Annotated in this window: 19 protein-coding genes; 13 read left to right on the top strand and 6 right to left on the bottom strand. The window is 62.9% G+C overall.

Annotation, left to right across the window (positions count from 1 at the left end; translation table 11 throughout):
- Nucleotides 1-9: 9 nt before the first annotated feature.
- Together BWR18_RS14945 and BWR18_RS14940 are read right to left on the bottom strand one after the other, a co-directional pair.
- A complete protein-coding gene (locus BWR18_RS14945) occupies nucleotides 10-600 on the bottom strand; it encodes an MlaC/ttg2D family ABC transporter substrate-binding protein (RefSeq protein WP_076629257.1) in 591 nt (196 codons plus the stop codon).
- A 1-nt stretch (nucleotide 601) separates the two neighbouring features.
- Entirely contained in the window at nucleotides 602-1,315 is a 714-nt protein-coding gene (locus tag BWR18_RS14940) for an MlaA family lipoprotein (protein WP_438873636.1), read from the bottom strand.
- 212 nt (nucleotides 1,316-1,527) lie between these two features.
- Between BWR18_RS14940 and BWR18_RS14935 the strand changes: the two genes are divergently transcribed.
- From BWR18_RS14935 to BWR18_RS14905, 7 genes are all read left to right on the top strand, one after another.
- The gene (locus BWR18_RS14935; protein WP_076630340.1) at nucleotides 1,528-3,264 is read left to right on the top strand and encodes a type I secretion system permease/ATPase; all 1,737 of its coding nucleotides are present in this window, start codon (nucleotides 1,528-1,530) and stop codon (nucleotides 3,262-3,264) included.
- A complete protein-coding gene (locus tag BWR18_RS14930) occupies nucleotides 3,261-4,562 on the top strand; it encodes an HlyD family type I secretion periplasmic adaptor subunit (protein WP_076629255.1) in 1,302 nt (433 codons plus the stop codon). Before BWR18_RS14935 ends, BWR18_RS14930 begins: the two co-directional genes overlap by 4 nt.
- A gap of 67 nt (nucleotides 4,563-4,629) precedes the next feature.
- Nucleotides 4,630-5,088 carry a RidA family protein gene (locus tag BWR18_RS14925; RefSeq protein ID WP_076629254.1) on the top strand — a complete coding sequence of 153 codons (459 nt, stop codon included), beginning with the start codon at nucleotides 4,630-4,632 and terminating at the stop codon, nucleotides 5,086-5,088.
- Nucleotides 5,085-5,852: a glycerophosphodiester phosphodiesterase family protein gene (locus tag BWR18_RS14920; protein ID WP_076629253.1), complete on the top strand. Its 768-nt coding sequence runs from the start codon at nucleotides 5,085-5,087 to the stop codon at nucleotides 5,850-5,852. Before BWR18_RS14925 ends, BWR18_RS14920 begins: the two co-directional genes overlap by 4 nt.
- A gap of 52 nt (nucleotides 5,853-5,904) precedes the next feature.
- Complete coding sequence (locus BWR18_RS14915; RefSeq protein WP_076629252.1) at nucleotides 5,905-7,092, top strand: GNAT family N-acetyltransferase; 1,188 nt, start codon at nucleotides 5,905-5,907, stop codon at nucleotides 7,090-7,092.
- Nucleotides 7,089-7,385, top strand: coding sequence for a 4a-hydroxytetrahydrobiopterin dehydratase (locus tag BWR18_RS14910; RefSeq protein WP_076629251.1), 297 nt, complete (start codon nucleotides 7,089-7,091; stop codon nucleotides 7,383-7,385). Before BWR18_RS14915 ends, BWR18_RS14910 begins: the two co-directional genes overlap by 4 nt.
- 4 nt (nucleotides 7,386-7,389) lie before the next feature.
- Entirely contained in the window at nucleotides 7,390-8,244 is an 855-nt protein-coding gene (locus BWR18_RS14905; RefSeq protein WP_076629250.1) for a mechanosensitive ion channel family protein, read from the top strand.
- A gap of 72 nt (nucleotides 8,245-8,316) precedes the next feature.
- Here BWR18_RS14905 and BWR18_RS14900 read toward each other — a convergent pair whose 3' ends face one another.
- Nucleotides 8,317-8,805, bottom strand: a complete 489-nt coding sequence (locus BWR18_RS14900) for a peroxiredoxin (RefSeq protein WP_076629249.1) — start codon at nucleotides 8,803-8,805, stop codon at nucleotides 8,317-8,319.
- 86 nt (nucleotides 8,806-8,891) lie between these two features.
- Between BWR18_RS14900 and BWR18_RS14895 the strand changes: the two genes are divergently transcribed.
- Nucleotides 8,892-10,094 (top strand): NAD(P)/FAD-dependent oxidoreductase, encoded by a 1,203-nt coding sequence (locus tag BWR18_RS14895; RefSeq protein WP_076629248.1) that lies wholly within the window; start codon nucleotides 8,892-8,894, stop codon nucleotides 10,092-10,094.
- Nucleotides 10,091-10,636, top strand: a complete 546-nt coding sequence (gene rsmD / locus BWR18_RS14890) for a 16S rRNA (guanine(966)-N(2))-methyltransferase RsmD (protein WP_076629247.1) — start codon at nucleotides 10,091-10,093, stop codon at nucleotides 10,634-10,636. Before BWR18_RS14895 ends, rsmD begins: the two co-directional genes overlap by 4 nt.
- Before the next feature lie 23 nt (nucleotides 10,637-10,659).
- Here the strand turns inward: rsmD and map are convergent, their stop codons facing one another.
- Nucleotides 10,660-11,472 (bottom strand): type I methionyl aminopeptidase, encoded by an 813-nt coding sequence (map, locus tag BWR18_RS14885; RefSeq protein ID WP_438873635.1) that lies wholly within the window; start codon nucleotides 11,470-11,472, stop codon nucleotides 10,660-10,662.
- Nucleotides 11,473-11,534: 62 nt separating this feature from the next.
- Nucleotides 11,535-12,239 carry a DNA/RNA nuclease SfsA gene (gene sfsA, locus BWR18_RS14880; protein ID WP_076629245.1) on the bottom strand — a complete coding sequence of 235 codons (705 nt, stop codon included), beginning with the start codon at nucleotides 12,237-12,239 and terminating at the stop codon, nucleotides 11,535-11,537.
- A 47-nt stretch (nucleotides 12,240-12,286) separates the two neighbouring features.
- Here sfsA and BWR18_RS14875 point away from each other — a divergent pair, with 47 nt between their 5' ends.
- From BWR18_RS14875 to BWR18_RS14860, 4 genes are read left to right on the top strand one after another with little or no spacing between them, the layout of a single operon-like run.
- The gene (locus BWR18_RS14875) at nucleotides 12,287-13,009 is read left to right on the top strand and encodes a competence/damage-inducible protein A (RefSeq protein WP_076629244.1); all 723 of its coding nucleotides are present in this window, start codon (nucleotides 12,287-12,289) and stop codon (nucleotides 13,007-13,009) included.
- Complete coding sequence (locus tag BWR18_RS14870) at nucleotides 13,006-13,722, top strand: GNAT family N-acetyltransferase (protein WP_076629243.1); 717 nt, start codon at nucleotides 13,006-13,008, stop codon at nucleotides 13,720-13,722. The genes BWR18_RS14875 and BWR18_RS14870 overlap by 4 nt, the downstream gene beginning before the upstream one ends.
- Nucleotides 13,719-14,285: a peroxidase-related enzyme gene (locus BWR18_RS14865; protein WP_076629242.1), complete on the top strand. Its 567-nt coding sequence runs from the start codon at nucleotides 13,719-13,721 to the stop codon at nucleotides 14,283-14,285. The genes BWR18_RS14870 and BWR18_RS14865 overlap by 4 nt, the downstream gene beginning before the upstream one ends.
- 2 nt (nucleotides 14,286-14,287) lie before the next feature.
- Nucleotides 14,288-15,211 (top strand): OmpA family protein, encoded by a 924-nt coding sequence (locus tag BWR18_RS14860; protein ID WP_076630339.1) that lies wholly within the window; start codon nucleotides 14,288-14,290, stop codon nucleotides 15,209-15,211.
- A 74-nt stretch (nucleotides 15,212-15,285) separates the two neighbouring features.
- Here BWR18_RS14860 and BWR18_RS14855 read toward each other — a convergent pair whose 3' ends face one another.
- Nucleotides 15,286-15,498 carry a hypothetical protein gene (locus BWR18_RS14855; protein ID WP_076629241.1) on the bottom strand — a complete coding sequence of 71 codons (213 nt, stop codon included), beginning with the start codon at nucleotides 15,496-15,498 and terminating at the stop codon, nucleotides 15,286-15,288.
- Between the last annotated feature and the right edge of the window lie 40 nt (nucleotides 15,499-15,538).

Below are 15,538 nucleotides of genomic sequence, written 5' to 3'. Positions count from 1 at the left end.
GCGCTGCGCCTACCCCAGACTGCTCAGATCCGAGATCATGGCGTCGATATCACCGCCATTACGGTCGATCAGCGCGCCAATCTCTGTCCGTTCGGTCAGCAGCAGGTTCACCCCTTCGATGAACATGTTGAAGAACAGATCGCGGCCCGACCGGTTCGACACATGAAATGTTACGGCAAAAGGCGACTGACCGCGCAGGAACGCGGTGGTTTCAACCTCGAACCAATTGTTGACCGCACGTACGCCCTTTACCTCAAGCTGCCCGCCGATGAACTCGCGGAACCGGCGGCCATACTTGCGGGCGATGTAGCCCTGGAACGCATCGGAAAACGCGCGCTTCTGCGCGTTGCTGGCGCGGCGGCCATCCACGCCCATGGCATAGGCAGAGATGTAGGATGTGTCGCTGTAGCGGGCAAAGATGCGCTCGAAATCGCGGAACATCGCGCTCTCGCTGCGGCCCGAGCCGATGACGCTGTTGATGTCGCCGACAAGCGAATTGATCAGCCGCTCTGCCCCGGCCTCATTCAGCGCAAAGGCGGGCAGGGCGGGCAGGAACGCGGCAAAGCTGGTGCCGGTGGCCAGGAAACAACGTCTATTCATGTCAAAACCCCTCGGTGTCCAAGGCAAACGGATCAATCTCTGCAGCCGCACCGGCATCGCCCAGTTCAAAGCGCCGGTTCTGCAACCAGATCAGACGCGCCTGTGCATAGCTGTCAGCACTCTCATATAGAATGGAATCAACTGTATCGGAAAACCGTCCCCGCCGGGACAGGCCAGAAGCCGCCGCCGCGACCGTGCCATAATACTGTTCGGGGCTTTCGACGGTATAGCTGAGCGGGTTGGTGAACAGATCGACGACCTTGCCTGTGGCGTTGCGGGCCGTGGACGGGCCCAGCACGGGCAGTTCCAGATATGCACCTTCGCCCACGCCCCAGACATACAGCGTCTCGCCGAAATCGGTGTCATGGGGCGGCAATTGAAAGTCGGATGCGACGTCAAACAGGCCGAAAATGCCTAGAACCGAGTTTGTCACGAAGCGTACTGTCGAAACACCCGCCCCCTCCAGATCGCCCTGCAACAGGCTATTCACGACCACGGATGGCTCGCCAAGGTTGCGGGCGAAATTGCTGACACTGTCCTCGATCTCGTCCGGCAAGACCGAAGAGTAGCCGATGGCAGCCGGGCGAACCACGGCGCGATCCAAACCCCTGTTAAAGGCGTGAACACGGCGGTTCTGACGCTCGTAGGGGTCGTTTACTCCGTCAAGCTGGACGGCGCGTTGTTCTGACGCGGCACACGCGGCCAGCGACCCCACAGCAAGTAACAAAACAATCGCGCGACGGACGCGGCAAAAAAGAGACAATGCAAATCTCCACTGGATATTTTTCACACGTAACTAATAGTGTCGTCCTAAATGCCCATAGCGCCATTGATGGAAGATTGTACATGTGGCACTTGCGCGACACGCAGGATAAGTGATCGTGTGAAGAAAACAATTTTGAGCACCACACAAGCGAATTGATGCCGATGCAAACCGATGTGACAAACCGAGGGCGAGCCGAGTTGCGCGCCGCGCGCAGCAAGAGCCGGGGGCTGTACTGGGCCGTGGGTTTGTTCAGCCTGTTCGCCAACCTCCTGATGCTGACCGGGCCAATGTACATGTTGCAGGTCTATGACCGCGTTCTGGGCAGCCGCAGCGAGGAGACGCTGATCGCCCTGTCCCTGCTGGTCGTGTTCCTCTACGGCATAATGGGCATTCTCGACTTTACCCGGGGCCGGATCATGGCGCGGGTGGGCGCGCGGTTTCAGAACGATCTGGACCGACGGGTCTTTGACGCGGTTGTCCGCAAGTCTGCCGTCGCCCCGGACCAGCGCACGCAAACCGGTCTGGCCGACCTCGAATCGGTGCAGCGTTTCATGACATCGCCGGTTCTGATGGCCTTCTTTGACCTGCCATGGACACCGATCTTTATCGCGGCGATTTTCATGTTCCACCCGTGGCTCGGCTTCCTCGCGCTGGCCGGTGGCACTGTTCTGATCTTGATTGCCCTGGTCAACCAGATCCTGTCGCGTCGGCCGCAGCAAAAGGCGGGTCAGGCGGGCCATGTGGCATCTGCGATGTCCGATCAGCTTCGGATCGAGGCCGAGATGGTTCAGGCGATGGGCATGCGCGACGCGGCCTTTGACCGCTGGCAAAAGGCGCGCGGCCTTGCGCTGGATGAACAGATCAAGGCAACCGATGTTGGTGGTGGTTTCACCTCGCTGACCAAAACGCTGCGCCTGTTTTTGCAAAGCGCGATGCTGGGGCTGGGCGCGTATCTCGTTCTGCGGAATGAAATGACCCCTGGCGCCATGATTGCGGGTTCGATCCTGCTGGGCCGGGCCCTTGCGCCGATTGAGCTGATGTTGACCCAGTGGCCGGTCGTTCAGCGTGCGATCAAAGGGTGGGATGCCTTGGCTGAACTCTTGGGCACCGTCGCGAAAGAGCCCACACGCACCGCCCTGCCCAAGCCCAAGGCCAAGCTGGTTGCCAAAAGTCTGACCGTCGTGCCGCCCGGTGAACAGAGCGCCGCCTTGCGCGGGCTCAACTTCGACCTGCCGCCGGGCCATGCCATGGGCGTTATCGGCCCATCAGGTGCGGGCAAGTCGACGCTTGCACGCTGTCTGACCGGCGTGTGGCGGCCTGCGGGCGGTTCGATCCGCCTCGACTCTGCGGCGCTCGATCAATACGCGCCCGACGTGCTTGGCATGCACATTGGATACCTGCCCCAGCGCGTGCAACTTTTCGACGGCACCATCGCCGAAAACATCGCGCGCCTGGCCACCGCGCCAGACGATCAAAAGGTCGTCGCCGCCGCGCAAAAAGCGGATGCGCACAAGATGATCCTGGAACTGCCCGAAGGGTATGACACCCGCATCAACGCAGGCCAGCAACGGCTGTCCGGTGGCCAGATCCAGCGCATCGGCCTGGCCCGCGCGCTCTATGATGATCCTGTGATTCTCGTCCTCGACGAACCGAACTCGAACCTCGACAACGAGGGGACGTTGGCGCTGAACCAGGCCATCCGCGGTGCAAAGGCCGACGGCCGCTCGGTCATCATCATGGCCCACCGGCCTGCCGCGATCCAGGAATGCGACCTGCTGCTGGTGATCGACGGCGGCATCCGTACGGCATTCGGCCCCAAGGAAGAGGTGCTGAAATCCATGGTCAAGAACCACGAACAAATCACGCGCGCACCCGCCAGCGCAGGGAGCGTCACATGAGCGAAAAACGCTGGTCAGCCATCACGCCGCTTGTCATCGGTTTCTTTGGCCTCTTCGGCCTTCTGGGCGGCTTGGCCGCTTGGGCCACCTTCACCGAGATTGCGGGGGCCGTCATCGCCTCTGGCCGGATCGAAGTCGATCAAAACCGCCAGATCGTGCAGCACTCCACCGGCGGCATCGTGTCCGAGATCGCGGTGAAAGAGGGCGACAGCGTCGAGGCCGGGGACCTGTTGATCCAGCTGGACGTCAAACAGATGCAGTCCAGCCTCGCTATTGTGGAAAGCCAGCTTTACGAATTCATGGCGCGCCGCGGCAGGCTCGAGGCAGAGCGGGACGAAGAAGATGATATCGTGTTCGATGACGAACTTCTGACCGTCGCCACAACATCAGAAGATGTCCAGGAACTGATCACGGGCCAGGAGAACCTGTTTCACGCCCGCCGCGAGTCGACCGATAAGCAGACCGAGCAGTTGTCCGAAAGGGCTGCGCAGACACGCAACCAGATCAAAGGGATCGAGGCGCAGGAAGTCTCGCTGGCCCGTCAGCTTGAATTGATCGAACAGGAACTGGCCGCGCAGGAAAGCCTGCTGGAACGTGGCCTGACCCAAGCCTCTGGCGTGCTGGCACTGCAGCGGCAGCAGGCATCGCTTGACGGTCAGATCGGCGAACTTGCCGCGTCCAAGGCCCAGTCCGAACAGCGCATCACTGAGATCGAGATCGAAGTTCTGCGCCTCAACTCCACCCGCCGCGAGGAAGCGATCAGCCGCTTGCGTGACCTGCGCGCGCGCGAATTGGAGCTGATCGAACAGCGCCAGGCCCTGCTCACCGATATTGAACGGATGGAGATCCGTGCGCCCGTGTCCGGCATCGTCTACAATATGCGGGTACAGACCCCAAGGTCGGTCGTGCGCGCCGCGGACCCGGTGCTGTTTCTGATCCCGCAGGATAGGCCGCTCGTGATCGCCGCCCGGGTCGATCCGATCCATATCGACCAGATCGTGACCGGACAGACCGTCAACCTGCGTTTTTCCGCGCTGGATCAACGCACCACGCCCGAGTTGATTGGCGAAGTCGCCCTGGTCTCTGCCGACGCGTTCGAGGACGAAAACCTTGGCGCTAGCTATTACCGGGCCGAGATCGTGCTGAACCCGGGCGAGATCGACAGGCTGAATGAAAACCAGATCCTGGTGCCCGGTATGCCGGTGGAGGCATTCATCCGCACCGCAGACCGTACACCGCTGGCCTACCTCATCAAGCCGGTCGCCGACTACTTCAACCGCGCTTTCCGCGAATCCTGACATCGGCCCTTTTCACGGTTGCGCGGGCGGTCTAGCGTCCGCACAACCGTTGAAAAGGAGCCTGCCCATGTCCATCGAATCCCGTCTTGCCGATCTGGGTGTGTCGCTGCCCGACGCGCCTGCCCCCGCGGCCAACTACGTGCCTTTCGTTCAAGTGGGTGACATCGTCTATGTCTCGGGCCAAATCTCCAATGGCCCCGATGGTCTGATCACCGGCAAGCTGGGCGCGGATATGGAGGTCGAGGCGGGCGCCGCTGCGGCAAAGACATGTGCGATCAGTCTGCTCGCGCAGGTGAAGGCGGCCTGTGGCGGCGATCTGGAACGCCTCGTGCGCGTGGTCAAGCTGACCGGTTTCGTCAATTCGATCGCCGACTTCACCAATCAGCCGCAGGTAATCAACGGCGCTTCGGACTTTCTGGTCGAAGCACTGGGCGATGCGGGCCGTCACAGTCGCTCCGCCGTCTCTGCCGCCGCGCTGCCCCTCGGCGTCGCGGTTGAGATCGAAGGTATTTTTCAGATCAAATGACCCCGCGCTTGCCTGTCGCGTTTCTGTCGGCACCGCTTGCGCACCGCGCCTTGCACGACGTGGCAGATGGCCGCCCCGAAAACAGCCGGGCCGCCATTCGCGCTGCCATGGATCATGGCTACGGGATCGAGATCGACGTGCAACTGAGCGCGGATGACCGCGCAATGGTCTTTCACGACTACGCGCTGGACCGTTTGGCCGATGGAACGGGGCCTATCCGGGCTGTCCCCGCGGGGACACTTGACAAGATCCCCCTCCGTGGTGGGTGCGAGGGTATTCCGACACTAGATGAGGTATTAGACATCGTGGCGGGACAAGTGCCCGTGCTGATCGAGATCAAGGACCAGGACGGCGCCATGGACGAGGCCATCGGCCCACTGGAACAGGCCACGGCACACGCGCTTGCAGGTTACACAGGCCCCGTTGCCCTCATGTCCTTCAACCCGCACAGCGTCGCCCGGATGGCAGAACTCTGCCCCGACATCCCGCGCGGGATCGTCACCAGCGCATATAAAGCTGATGATTGGCCACTGAACGCGGCCACATGCGCCCACTTGCGCGCCATCCCCGATTACGACCGCATACGCGCCACCTTCATCAGTCACGAGGTCGCCGACCTCGCCCGTCCGCGCGTAACCGAACTGAAAGAGCAAGGCGCTGACATCCTCTGCTGGACCGTCAAGTCGCCCGAGCAGGAAGCACGGGCGCGCAAGGTCGCGCAAAATATCACCTTCGAGGGCTACCTCGCCCCCCATCCCGGTTGAAGCGCGCGCCGCGCGGCACACATCTCAACCTGTTGAGCAGGGAAGGCCGTTTGTGTCCGAGCAAGAAATAGAAATCCGTGTGGTGCCAAGCCTGTCCGAAATCGGGCAAGCGGACTGGGATGCGTGCGCCTGCCCCGAGGCGGCAGGGGGCGGGAGGCCCCAAGACCCCTTCACCACCTACCGCTTTCTGAAGGCACTGGAAGACAGCAACTCCGTCGGCCCCGGCACCGGCTGGCAACCGCAGTATTTGCAAGCCGTCGTCGATGGGCAGACGGTGGGCTTTGCGCCGATGTACGCCAAGAACCACAGCCAAGGCGAATACATCTTCGATCACAACTGGGCCCACGCCTATGAACGGGCCGGGGGGCGGTACTACCCCAAACTGCAAATCGCGGTTCCGCACACACCGGCCACGGGGCGGCGGTTCCTGACGCATCCGGATTTCCCCGAACTGGGGATGCGCGGCCTGATCTCGGGCGCGGTACAACTGGGCGAAAACAACAAGCTCAGCTCGCTCCACGTGACCTTCTGTACTGAAACCGAACGCGACTTTGGCGCGGATCTGGGCCTCATGGCCCGCACGACCCAGCAATTCCACTGGCTGAACGATGACTACGGCACGTTCGACGATTTCCTCGCCACCCTGTCCAGCCGCAAGCGCAAGAACATCCGCAAGGAACGCGCACGGGCTCAGGACTTTGGCGGTGACATCCATGTGTTCACCGGCGACGATCTGCGGCCCGAACACTGGGACGCGTTCTGGCACTTCTACCAGGACACTGGCGCGCGCAAATGGGGCACGCCCTACCTCACCCGCCGCTTCTTTGACATCGCGCACGAGACGCTGGCGGATGACATGGCGCTGGTGCTGGCGGAACGGGATGGCAGATATGTTGCGGGCGCATTGAACTTTATCGGCGCAAGCGCGTTATACGGCCGCTACTGGGGCTGTTCGGAGCATCATCCCTGCCTGCATTTCGAGTTGTGCTATTATCAGGCCATCGACATCGCGATCCAGCACGGGCTGGACCGGGTCGAGGCAGGGGCGCAGGGCGAACACAAGCTGGCACGGGGATACCTGCCGACACAGACCCACAGCCTGCATTGGGTGGGCGACCCCGGCTTTGCCGATGCCATCGCCCGCTACCTCGAAGCCGAACGTGAGGCGGTGGAGGAGGAAATTGAAATTCTCACGGATTACGGACCTTTCAAGAAGGTCCAGATCGAGGAACAGGAATAATGGAAAAACTCAGCGATGAGACGCGGGCCACCCTGCTGGATCCGCTGCTGGCCACAGGATGGGCCGTCACCGACGGGCGGGACGCCATCCACAAGACATTCGAATTCGCCGATTTTGTCGAAGCGTTCGCTTGGATGACGCGCGCCGCCATCTGGGCCGAAAAGTGGGACCACCACCCCGAGTGGTTCAATGTCTACAAACGGGTCGAGGTGACGCTGACCACCCACGACGTGGGTGGACTGAGCACGCTGGATGTGAAATTGGCCCGCAAAATGGACAGTTTGGCGGGGTAAGACCATGGAAACAGTAAACAACCTGCTTGCCACAGAAGTGTGGCAAGGCAAGACGCTTGGCGACTACCTGTCACTGGAATTCCTCGCCTCTGTCGTCGGGTCGGTGCTGGCGGCCATCACCATCCTGATCCTCGGCTGGATCGTTGCAGCATGGCTTGGTCGTCGCGTCACCCGGATCGGGCTGAGGAGCGCGCATCTTGACGACACGCTCTTCAACTTCCTGGGCTCGATCCTGCGCTACGTGATCCTTGGGTTCACGTTCCTGATCGTCCTGAACACCTTTGGGGTGCAGACCACGTCGGTGGTCGCCGCTGTCGGTGCCGCGGGCCTTGCCATTGGTCTGGCGCTGCAGGGCACCCTGTCGAACGTGGCAGCAGGCGTCATGCTGATCCTCTTCCGCCCGCTCAAGATCGGGGATTTCGTCGAGGTGGCGGACAAGATGGGCACGGTGAAGGACGTGACGCTGAACTTCACCGAATTGGCCAGCATTGGGAACGTGCAGATTATTATTCCCAATTCCGAGGTCTGGGGCAACGTGATCGAAAACTACTCGATCTATCCCACACGCCGGGCCGAATGGACATTCGGCGTGGGCTACGGTGTGAACCTGAAACAAGCCGAACAGGTGATCCGCGACACGATTATGGCGGACGAGCGGTCAAAACCGGACCCTGAGCCGTTCATTCAGGTCAACAACCTGGGCGACAGCTCGGTCGATTTCCTGGCGCGGGTCTGGTGCGACAGCGGCGACTACTTCCAGTATCAGGCGGACATGAAACGCAAGGTCAAGGAAGCGCTGGACGACGCGGGCCTCGACATCCCGTTCCCAACCCGTACCATCGTGCAGGCGGCCGAATAGATCAAAACGTGATCCAAATGAAAAAGGCCCCCGATTGGGGGCCTTTTATTTCATGCTGATCTGGCGCGCAGATCACATCGCCTCAAGCAGCGCCTCACCGCCTGACACCTCGCACATGCCGGGGTTTTCTTCCTCCTGCAGCACGGTCACCTTGCCGTCCTCGACCACCATCGCATAGCGCTTGGACCGGTTGATCAGGCCCGCAGGCGGTGCCGTGAACTCACGGCCCATCGCCTTGGTAAACGCCGCCTCCGCATCCCCCAGAAACGTGATGCCCGCCGCCTCGGCACCGGTGCTTTCGCCCCACGCCTTTAGCACAAAGGGGTCGTTCACGCTGACGCAAATGATCTCGTCCACGCCCTTGGCGTCGAACTGGTCCTTGGTGCGGACAAAGCTGGGCACATGCGCCGTGCTGCACACGCCGGTATAGGCGCCCGGCAGGGCAAAGATCACGACCTTGCGGCCCTTGGTCTTTTCACTCAGCTGCACCTGTGCGGGCCCTTCGTCCCCCAGATAGACCAGTGATGCGTCGGGCAGGGTGTCACCAACGGAAATAGCCATGATATGCGCCTTTCTTGGAATTGCGTCTGCGTTCCCCTGCGATATAGGCTCCGGCTTGGCAAAGGGCGAGGGCAAAGGTGCAAGACATGAGCCATGTGATTGTGATCGGGGCAGGGCAGGCGGGGGCATCCTGCGTTGCCAAGCTGCGCAATGGCGGGTTTGAGGGGGCGATCACGCTGATCGGCGCCGAGCCCGCATTGCCCTATCAACGCCCCCCGCTGTCCAAGGCGTATCTGCTGGGTGACATGCCGCTGGAACGGATGTTCCTGCGCCCCGACAGCTTCTATGCCGACAACAACATCACCGTGCGCATGGGCGACGCGGTTACGGCCATCGACACAAGCGCGCAGACCGTGACGGTGGGCAGTGACACGCTCGACTACACTGATCTAGTCCTCACCACCGGATCGTCCCCCCGCCGCCTGCCTGCGTCCATCGGCGGCGATCTGGATGGGGTCTTCACCGTCCGCGATCTGGCGGACGTGGATAAGATGGCGCCGTGGTGCCAGTCCGGCAAAACCGCCCTCATCGTGGGCGGAGGGTATATCGGGCTCGAAGCGGCGGCCGTCTGCTGCAAGCTGGGCCTGACCGTGGTGCTGGTCGAAATGGCCGATCGCATCTTGCAACGGGTCGCCGCCCCCGAAACCAGCGACTACTTCCGTACCCTGCACGCAGGCCACGGCGTTGACCTGCGCGAGGGCGTCGGGCTGACACGGCTCACGGGCGATGGCACCGTGTCGGGCGCCGAACTGACTGACGGCACGGCGCTTGACGTAGACCTCGTGATCGTCGGCGTCGGCATCTCCCCAGAAACCGGCTTGGCCGAAGCGGCGGGCATCGCCCTCGACAACGGCATCGCCACCGATGCTCAGGGTCGCACCTCCGCCCCCCATGTCTGGGCCGCGGGCGATTGTGCCTCCTTCCCTTACAAGGGCGACCGTATCCGCCTCGAATCCGTGCCCAACGCAATCGACCAGGCCGAATGCGTTGCCGAAAACATCATGGGCGCGGCCAAGGATTACGTGGCCCGACCATGGTTCTGGTCCGACCAGTTCGACGTCAAACTGCAAATCGCGGGACTGAACACCGGCTACGACCGGGTCGTGACGCGCGATGGGGGGACGGCCAAATCATTCTGGTACTACGCAGGCGACACGCTGCTCGCCGTGGACGCCGCCAACGATCCGCGCGCCTACATGATCGGCAAACGGCTGATCGAAGCGGGCAAATCGGCAGACCCAAGCGTCGTCGCGGACCCCGCGGGCGATCTGAAAGCCCTGCTCAAGTGAGGATCATCGCAGGCCGCTGGCGCGGTGTCCCGCTGGCCAACGTGGGCAGGGGCGACGCGCAGGCACATCTGCGCCCCACGCCCGACCGGGTGCGCGAAAGCCTGTTTTCCATGCTCACCCATCGCGGGGTGATAGACGGCGCACATGTGCTGGATCTCTTCGCAGGCACCGGCGCGCTTGGGCTTGAGGCGCTGTCGCGCGGCGCGGCACACGTAACCTTCGCGGAAAACGGGCGCGTGGGCCAAAAGCTGATTGCGGAAAACATCAAGAAGCTGAACGCGGGCGACCAGACCAAACTGCTGCGCCTCGACGCAACCAAACCCGGCGAGCTTGGGCCAACACCCTTCAACCTGATCTTTCTCGATCCACCTTACGGCAAGGGCATGGGCGAAAAGGCACTCGCTGCCATCCGCACGCACTGCGCCGACGACGCGCTGATCGTATGGGAAGAAAACGCCGCCATGGACCCACCCGCAGGCTACGCGCTGCTGGACCGGCGCCGCTTCGGCAGCACACACGTTACATTGCTTGAAACGGCGTAGGGTGCGCCTTTACGGCGCACCGCTCACCTATAGGTCGGATGAAACCGACCACCGGGCGACAGGGTAAAGATCTCCACCCCATCCTCGGTCACGCCCACCGAATGCTCGAACTGCGCCGACAACGACTTGTCGCGGGTGACGGCGGTCCAGTCGTCGGCCAGCGTCTTGGTTTCGGGCCGCCCAAGGTTCACCATCGGCTCGATGGTAAAGAACATGCCAGGCTCCAGGACTGCGCCCGTGCCGGGACGGCCATAATGCAGCACGTTGGGCGGCGCGTGGAAAACCCGGCCCAGACCATGCCCGCAGAAATCGCGCACAACGGACATGCGCTGGCTTTCGACAAAGCTCTGGATCGCATGGCCGATGTCGCCAAAGGTGTTGCCGGGCTTCACCGCCTCGATCCCGCGCATCAGGCTGTCATGGGTGATCTCGATCAGCCGCTCGGCCTTTCGCGGCAGCTTGCCTGCCACATACATGCGGGACGTGTCGCCATACCAGCCATCCACGATGACGGTCACGTCAATGTTCAGAATGTCGCCATCCTTCAACGTTTTGTCGCCCGGAATGCCGTGGCAGACCACATGGTTCACGCTGATGCAACTGGCGTGCTTGTATCCTTTGTACCCGATCGTGGCCGAGGTCGCGCCCGCCGCGTCGACCATATCGGTGATCATCTTGTCGATGGCGCCCGTCGTCTGCCCCGGAAACACCTGATCCGCCATCGCATCCAGGATCTCGGCCGCAAGCCGCCCTGCCGCGTGCATCCCGGCAAAGTCCAAAGGGTCATAAATGCGTATGCCGTCCTTCGTCAGACGACCGCGGGTATCGTGGTCCAAAGCGCGCTCCATCGGCGTTGAGGCCTATAATATACTGCACTGCGGCAAAAAGGGCCAGTGGGTCACATCACCACGGCCATGGGCGCACCGACCCGTACGCCTGTCGGCGTGATATGGGTGCCGAGGCACAGCGTTTCCACCCCCGCCCCGGTCGCTGTCGCATAGGCTGTAGCATAGGCCGGGTCGATGTCCGCCGCCAGTGTGAGGCGATCACAATCCGTGCGCTGCACCAGATACAGCATCACGGCCCGATGCCCCGCCTCCGCCATGCGCGCCAACTCCACCAGATGTTTGGCCCCGCGCGCGGTCACCGAGTCAGGGAACTCCGCCAGCCCCGGCTGCCGTGCGAGCGTCACCGATTTCACCTCTACATAGGCATCGGGCAACCCGTTGCCCTGAAGCAAAAAGTCGATCCGGCTGCCTTCCCCGTATTTCTGCTCGGGCCGCACGGTCGTATACGCGTCAAACCCCGGCACCTGCCTCGCCTCGAACGCCGCCCGCAGCGCCTTGTTCGGGACCGAGGTGTCCACACCGGTGAAATACCCGCCCGCATGCTCCACGAGCCGCCAGCCAAACTTCAGCTTCTTCTTGGGATCGTCATTCGGCTCCAGCCAGATGCGCACGCCCGGCTCCGCCAGCCCCATCATCGACCCGGGGTTGGCACAATGCGCCACCACCTCGCGCCCATCCTCCAGACGGCAATCCGCCAGAAACCGTTTGTAACGGCGGATCAGCGTGGCGGGAACAAGTTCGGTTTGAAAGCGCATGGGCGCAGCCCTATACCGTCACTGGCCGCAATCGCAAGGAGGCCGAGATGCCCAACCCTACCGCCGCCATGCTGGTGATCGGAGACGAGATCCTCTCCGGCCGCACCCGCGACGCCAACATGCACCATCTGGCAGGCCAGCTGACCGACCACGGCATCGACCTGAAAGAAGTGCGCGTGGTCAGCGACGACCCCGCCGCTATCGTCGCAGCTGTTCAGGCGCTCAGCGCAACATACGACAGCGTCTTCACCTCCGGCGGCATCGGTCCGACGCACGACGACATCACGGCAGATTGCATTGCCGCCGCCTTCGACACGCCCATCGACATACGCGACGATGCCCGCGCAATCCTGGCCGAACACTACGCGAAATCCGGCACCGACCTGAATGCCGCACGGCTCCGCATGGCGCGGATCCCCGACGGTGCCACGCTGATCGAAAACCCTGTCTCCGCCGCCCCTGGCTTCACGCTCAAGAACGTCCACGTGATGGCAGGTGTGCCTTCGGTCTTCCAATCCATGGTCGCCTCGGTCCTGCCCACACTCACAGGTGGCGCGCCGCTGATCTCCAAAACCATGCGGATCGAGCGAGGCGAGGGCGACATCGCAGGCCCGCTCGGCGACATCGCGACGGCCCATCCCGACCTCAGCATCGGTTCCTACCCATTCCAGAAGGATGGCCGCTACGGCGCCAACGTGGTCATCCGCGGCACTAGCGGGGCGGAGGTGGACGCCGCCCTGACCAAGCTCGCCGACCACTTCCCGGCATGATCGACGCGGCAGCCTTCTACGCTGCCATTGACGGCACATGGCCGGCCGCCACGATCACGCGCGCAGGCCCTTGGACCATCCGCGACGGCCAAGGGGGCGGCAAGCGCGTGTCGGCGGCCACAGCGGATGAGCCGACGCATGACCTTGCCCAAGCCGAACACGCGATGCGCCACGCGCACCAGACGCCACTCTTCATGGTCCGGCAAGGCGAAGACGCCCTCGACACCCTGCTCGACCAAAACGGCTACACCATCGTTGACCCCACAAATGGCTACATCACGCCGGTTGAAACACTCACCGACATCCCGATCCCCCGCGTCACCGCCTTCGCCATTTGGGAGCCACTGGCGATCATGAAGGACATCTGGGCCGCGGGCGGCATCGGCCCCGCGCGCCTTGCGATCATGCATCGGGCGCGTACGAAAACGGCGATCCTGGCACGGCACAAAGACAAGCCCGCAGGCACCGCCTTTGTCGCGATCCACGACCGCATCGCCATGGTCCACGCGGTCGAGGTGCTGGCCCATCAACGTCGCCACGGCATGGCGCAATGGATGATGCGACGGGCGGCACTCTGGGCCGCAGAAAACGGCGCCACGTACATGGCGGTGCTGACCACGGCCGCCAACGGCCCGGCCAACGCGCTCTATCAGGGGTTGGGCTTCGGGCGCGCCTGCGGCTATCATTACCGGATCGCATCGGAGGACACATGACAGATCAGCCCACCGCCCTGAACCTGCCCATGGTCGACCCGCTGCCAGCGGAAACGCAGAAATACTTCGATATCTGCATGGACAAGCTGGGCATGGTCCCCAACGTCCTCAAAGCGCACGCCTTTGATATCGACAAACTCAACGCCTTCACAACGCTCTACAACGACCTCATGCTCGCCGACAGCGGGCTGACCAAGCTCGAACGCGAGATGGTCGCCGTCGTTGTCAGCGCCACAAACCGCTGTTTTTACTGCCTCACAGCCCATGGGGCGGCCGTCCGCCAACTCTCGGGCAACCCGGCTTTGGGCGAACAACTTGTCATGAACTGGCGCGTGGCAGACATTACGCCGCGCCAACGCGCCATGCTCGGGTTCGCGGAAAAGGTCACACTCGCCTCCGCCCAAATCGAAGAACCCGACCGCCAGATCTTGCGCAACCACGGCCTCACCGACCGCGACATCTGGGACCTGATCAACGTCGCCGCCTTCTTCAACATGTCGAACCGCGTCGCCAGTGCGACGGCCATGCAGCCCAACCCAGACTACCACGCACAGGCGCGGTGATCATGCGCGGCTGGCTCACTCTGATGGCCTGCGCGCTGGCAGGACCGGCACTTGCCCTGCAACTGGAATTGCCGTCGAATGCCCGGCAAACCGCCGCGCGCGACAGCGTGCTCGACCGGGTCGAGATTGCGACCGGTCCCTTTGCCAATGGTGCGGTGCGCGCCGAAACCATTGACGGCCCGGTGCAGCGACGCAGCTACCGCGTGACGTCGCCGGGCCTGACGCCGCTGCAAATCCTGGCGCCCCTGCGCGCGCAATTGCTCGCAGCAGGGTATGAGCCGCTACTGGACTGCGCGGCCGACACCTGCGGAGGCTTCGATTTCCGTTTCGCCATCGACGTGCTGCCCGCGCCCAACATGTATGTGAACGTGCGCGCCTTCCACTTCCTGAGCGCACGGCACCGGGACAATGGGAACGCTGTGTGGTTGCTGGCCAGCACCGCGCCGGACGCGGGCTATCTGCAGGTGGTGCAGGTCGGCACGCAGCAGGCAGCGACGGCAACCGCCACACCGCCGGTCGCCGCACCGTCCGGCAACAACTCTGTCCAAGAGCTCGGCCAGAGGCTCTTGGCCAACGGCTCTGTCATATTGCGCAGCCTCGATTTCGCCGTCGGCACCACGCGTCTGGGCGAGGGGCCCGCGCCCGAACTGGAACAAATCGCCACCCTGATGGCCAACCGCCCGGGCTTGCGTATCGCCGTGGTCGGCCACACCGACACCATCGGCGGGCTCGAGGCCAACCTCACCGTCTCCCGCGCCCGCGCCCGCGCCGTGCGCGAGCGACTGATCAATCGCTACGATGTGCCCCCGAACCGGATCGAAGCCGAGGGCATGGGATACCTCTCACCCGTCGCAACCAACCTGACAGCAGAGGGTCGCGAGGCGAACCGGCGGGTCGAGGTAATTGTGGTGGGGGAAGAGGGGTAGAGGTTTGTGGTGCGGACAAAGCGCTCATTCTCTGCGGCGGCGCCAAGGTCTGCTTCAACTGCTGCTTTGCACACCTAAATTTCTTCTTGGTCGTTACTCATCCCCACGGTCCTCGCCAGCCTTTCTTTCAGCCTGTTGACGTTGCTGTGGAGCGCGAAGTCTTCGTCGTTTTCGACGGCGAGGACCATGCGCGGGCGCTCTTTTTTGGCGATGACGCGTTCCCCATTGTCGCTGTTTTTTGTGATGAAGAAAGTGCGTGCGATGTGGCGGGGGCCGGAGCTAGACATCGCGGTCAGCGCGCGACGAAGAAGGCCGGTGCCTCGCCCC

The organism is Tateyamaria omphalii (genome assembly GCF_001969365.1).
GTDB lineage: Bacteria > Pseudomonadota > Alphaproteobacteria > Rhodobacterales > Rhodobacteraceae > Tateyamaria > Tateyamaria omphalii_A.
The sequence above is the reverse complement of the archived record's forward strand: the minus strand, read 5'-3'. Positions and strand labels throughout refer to the sequence as shown.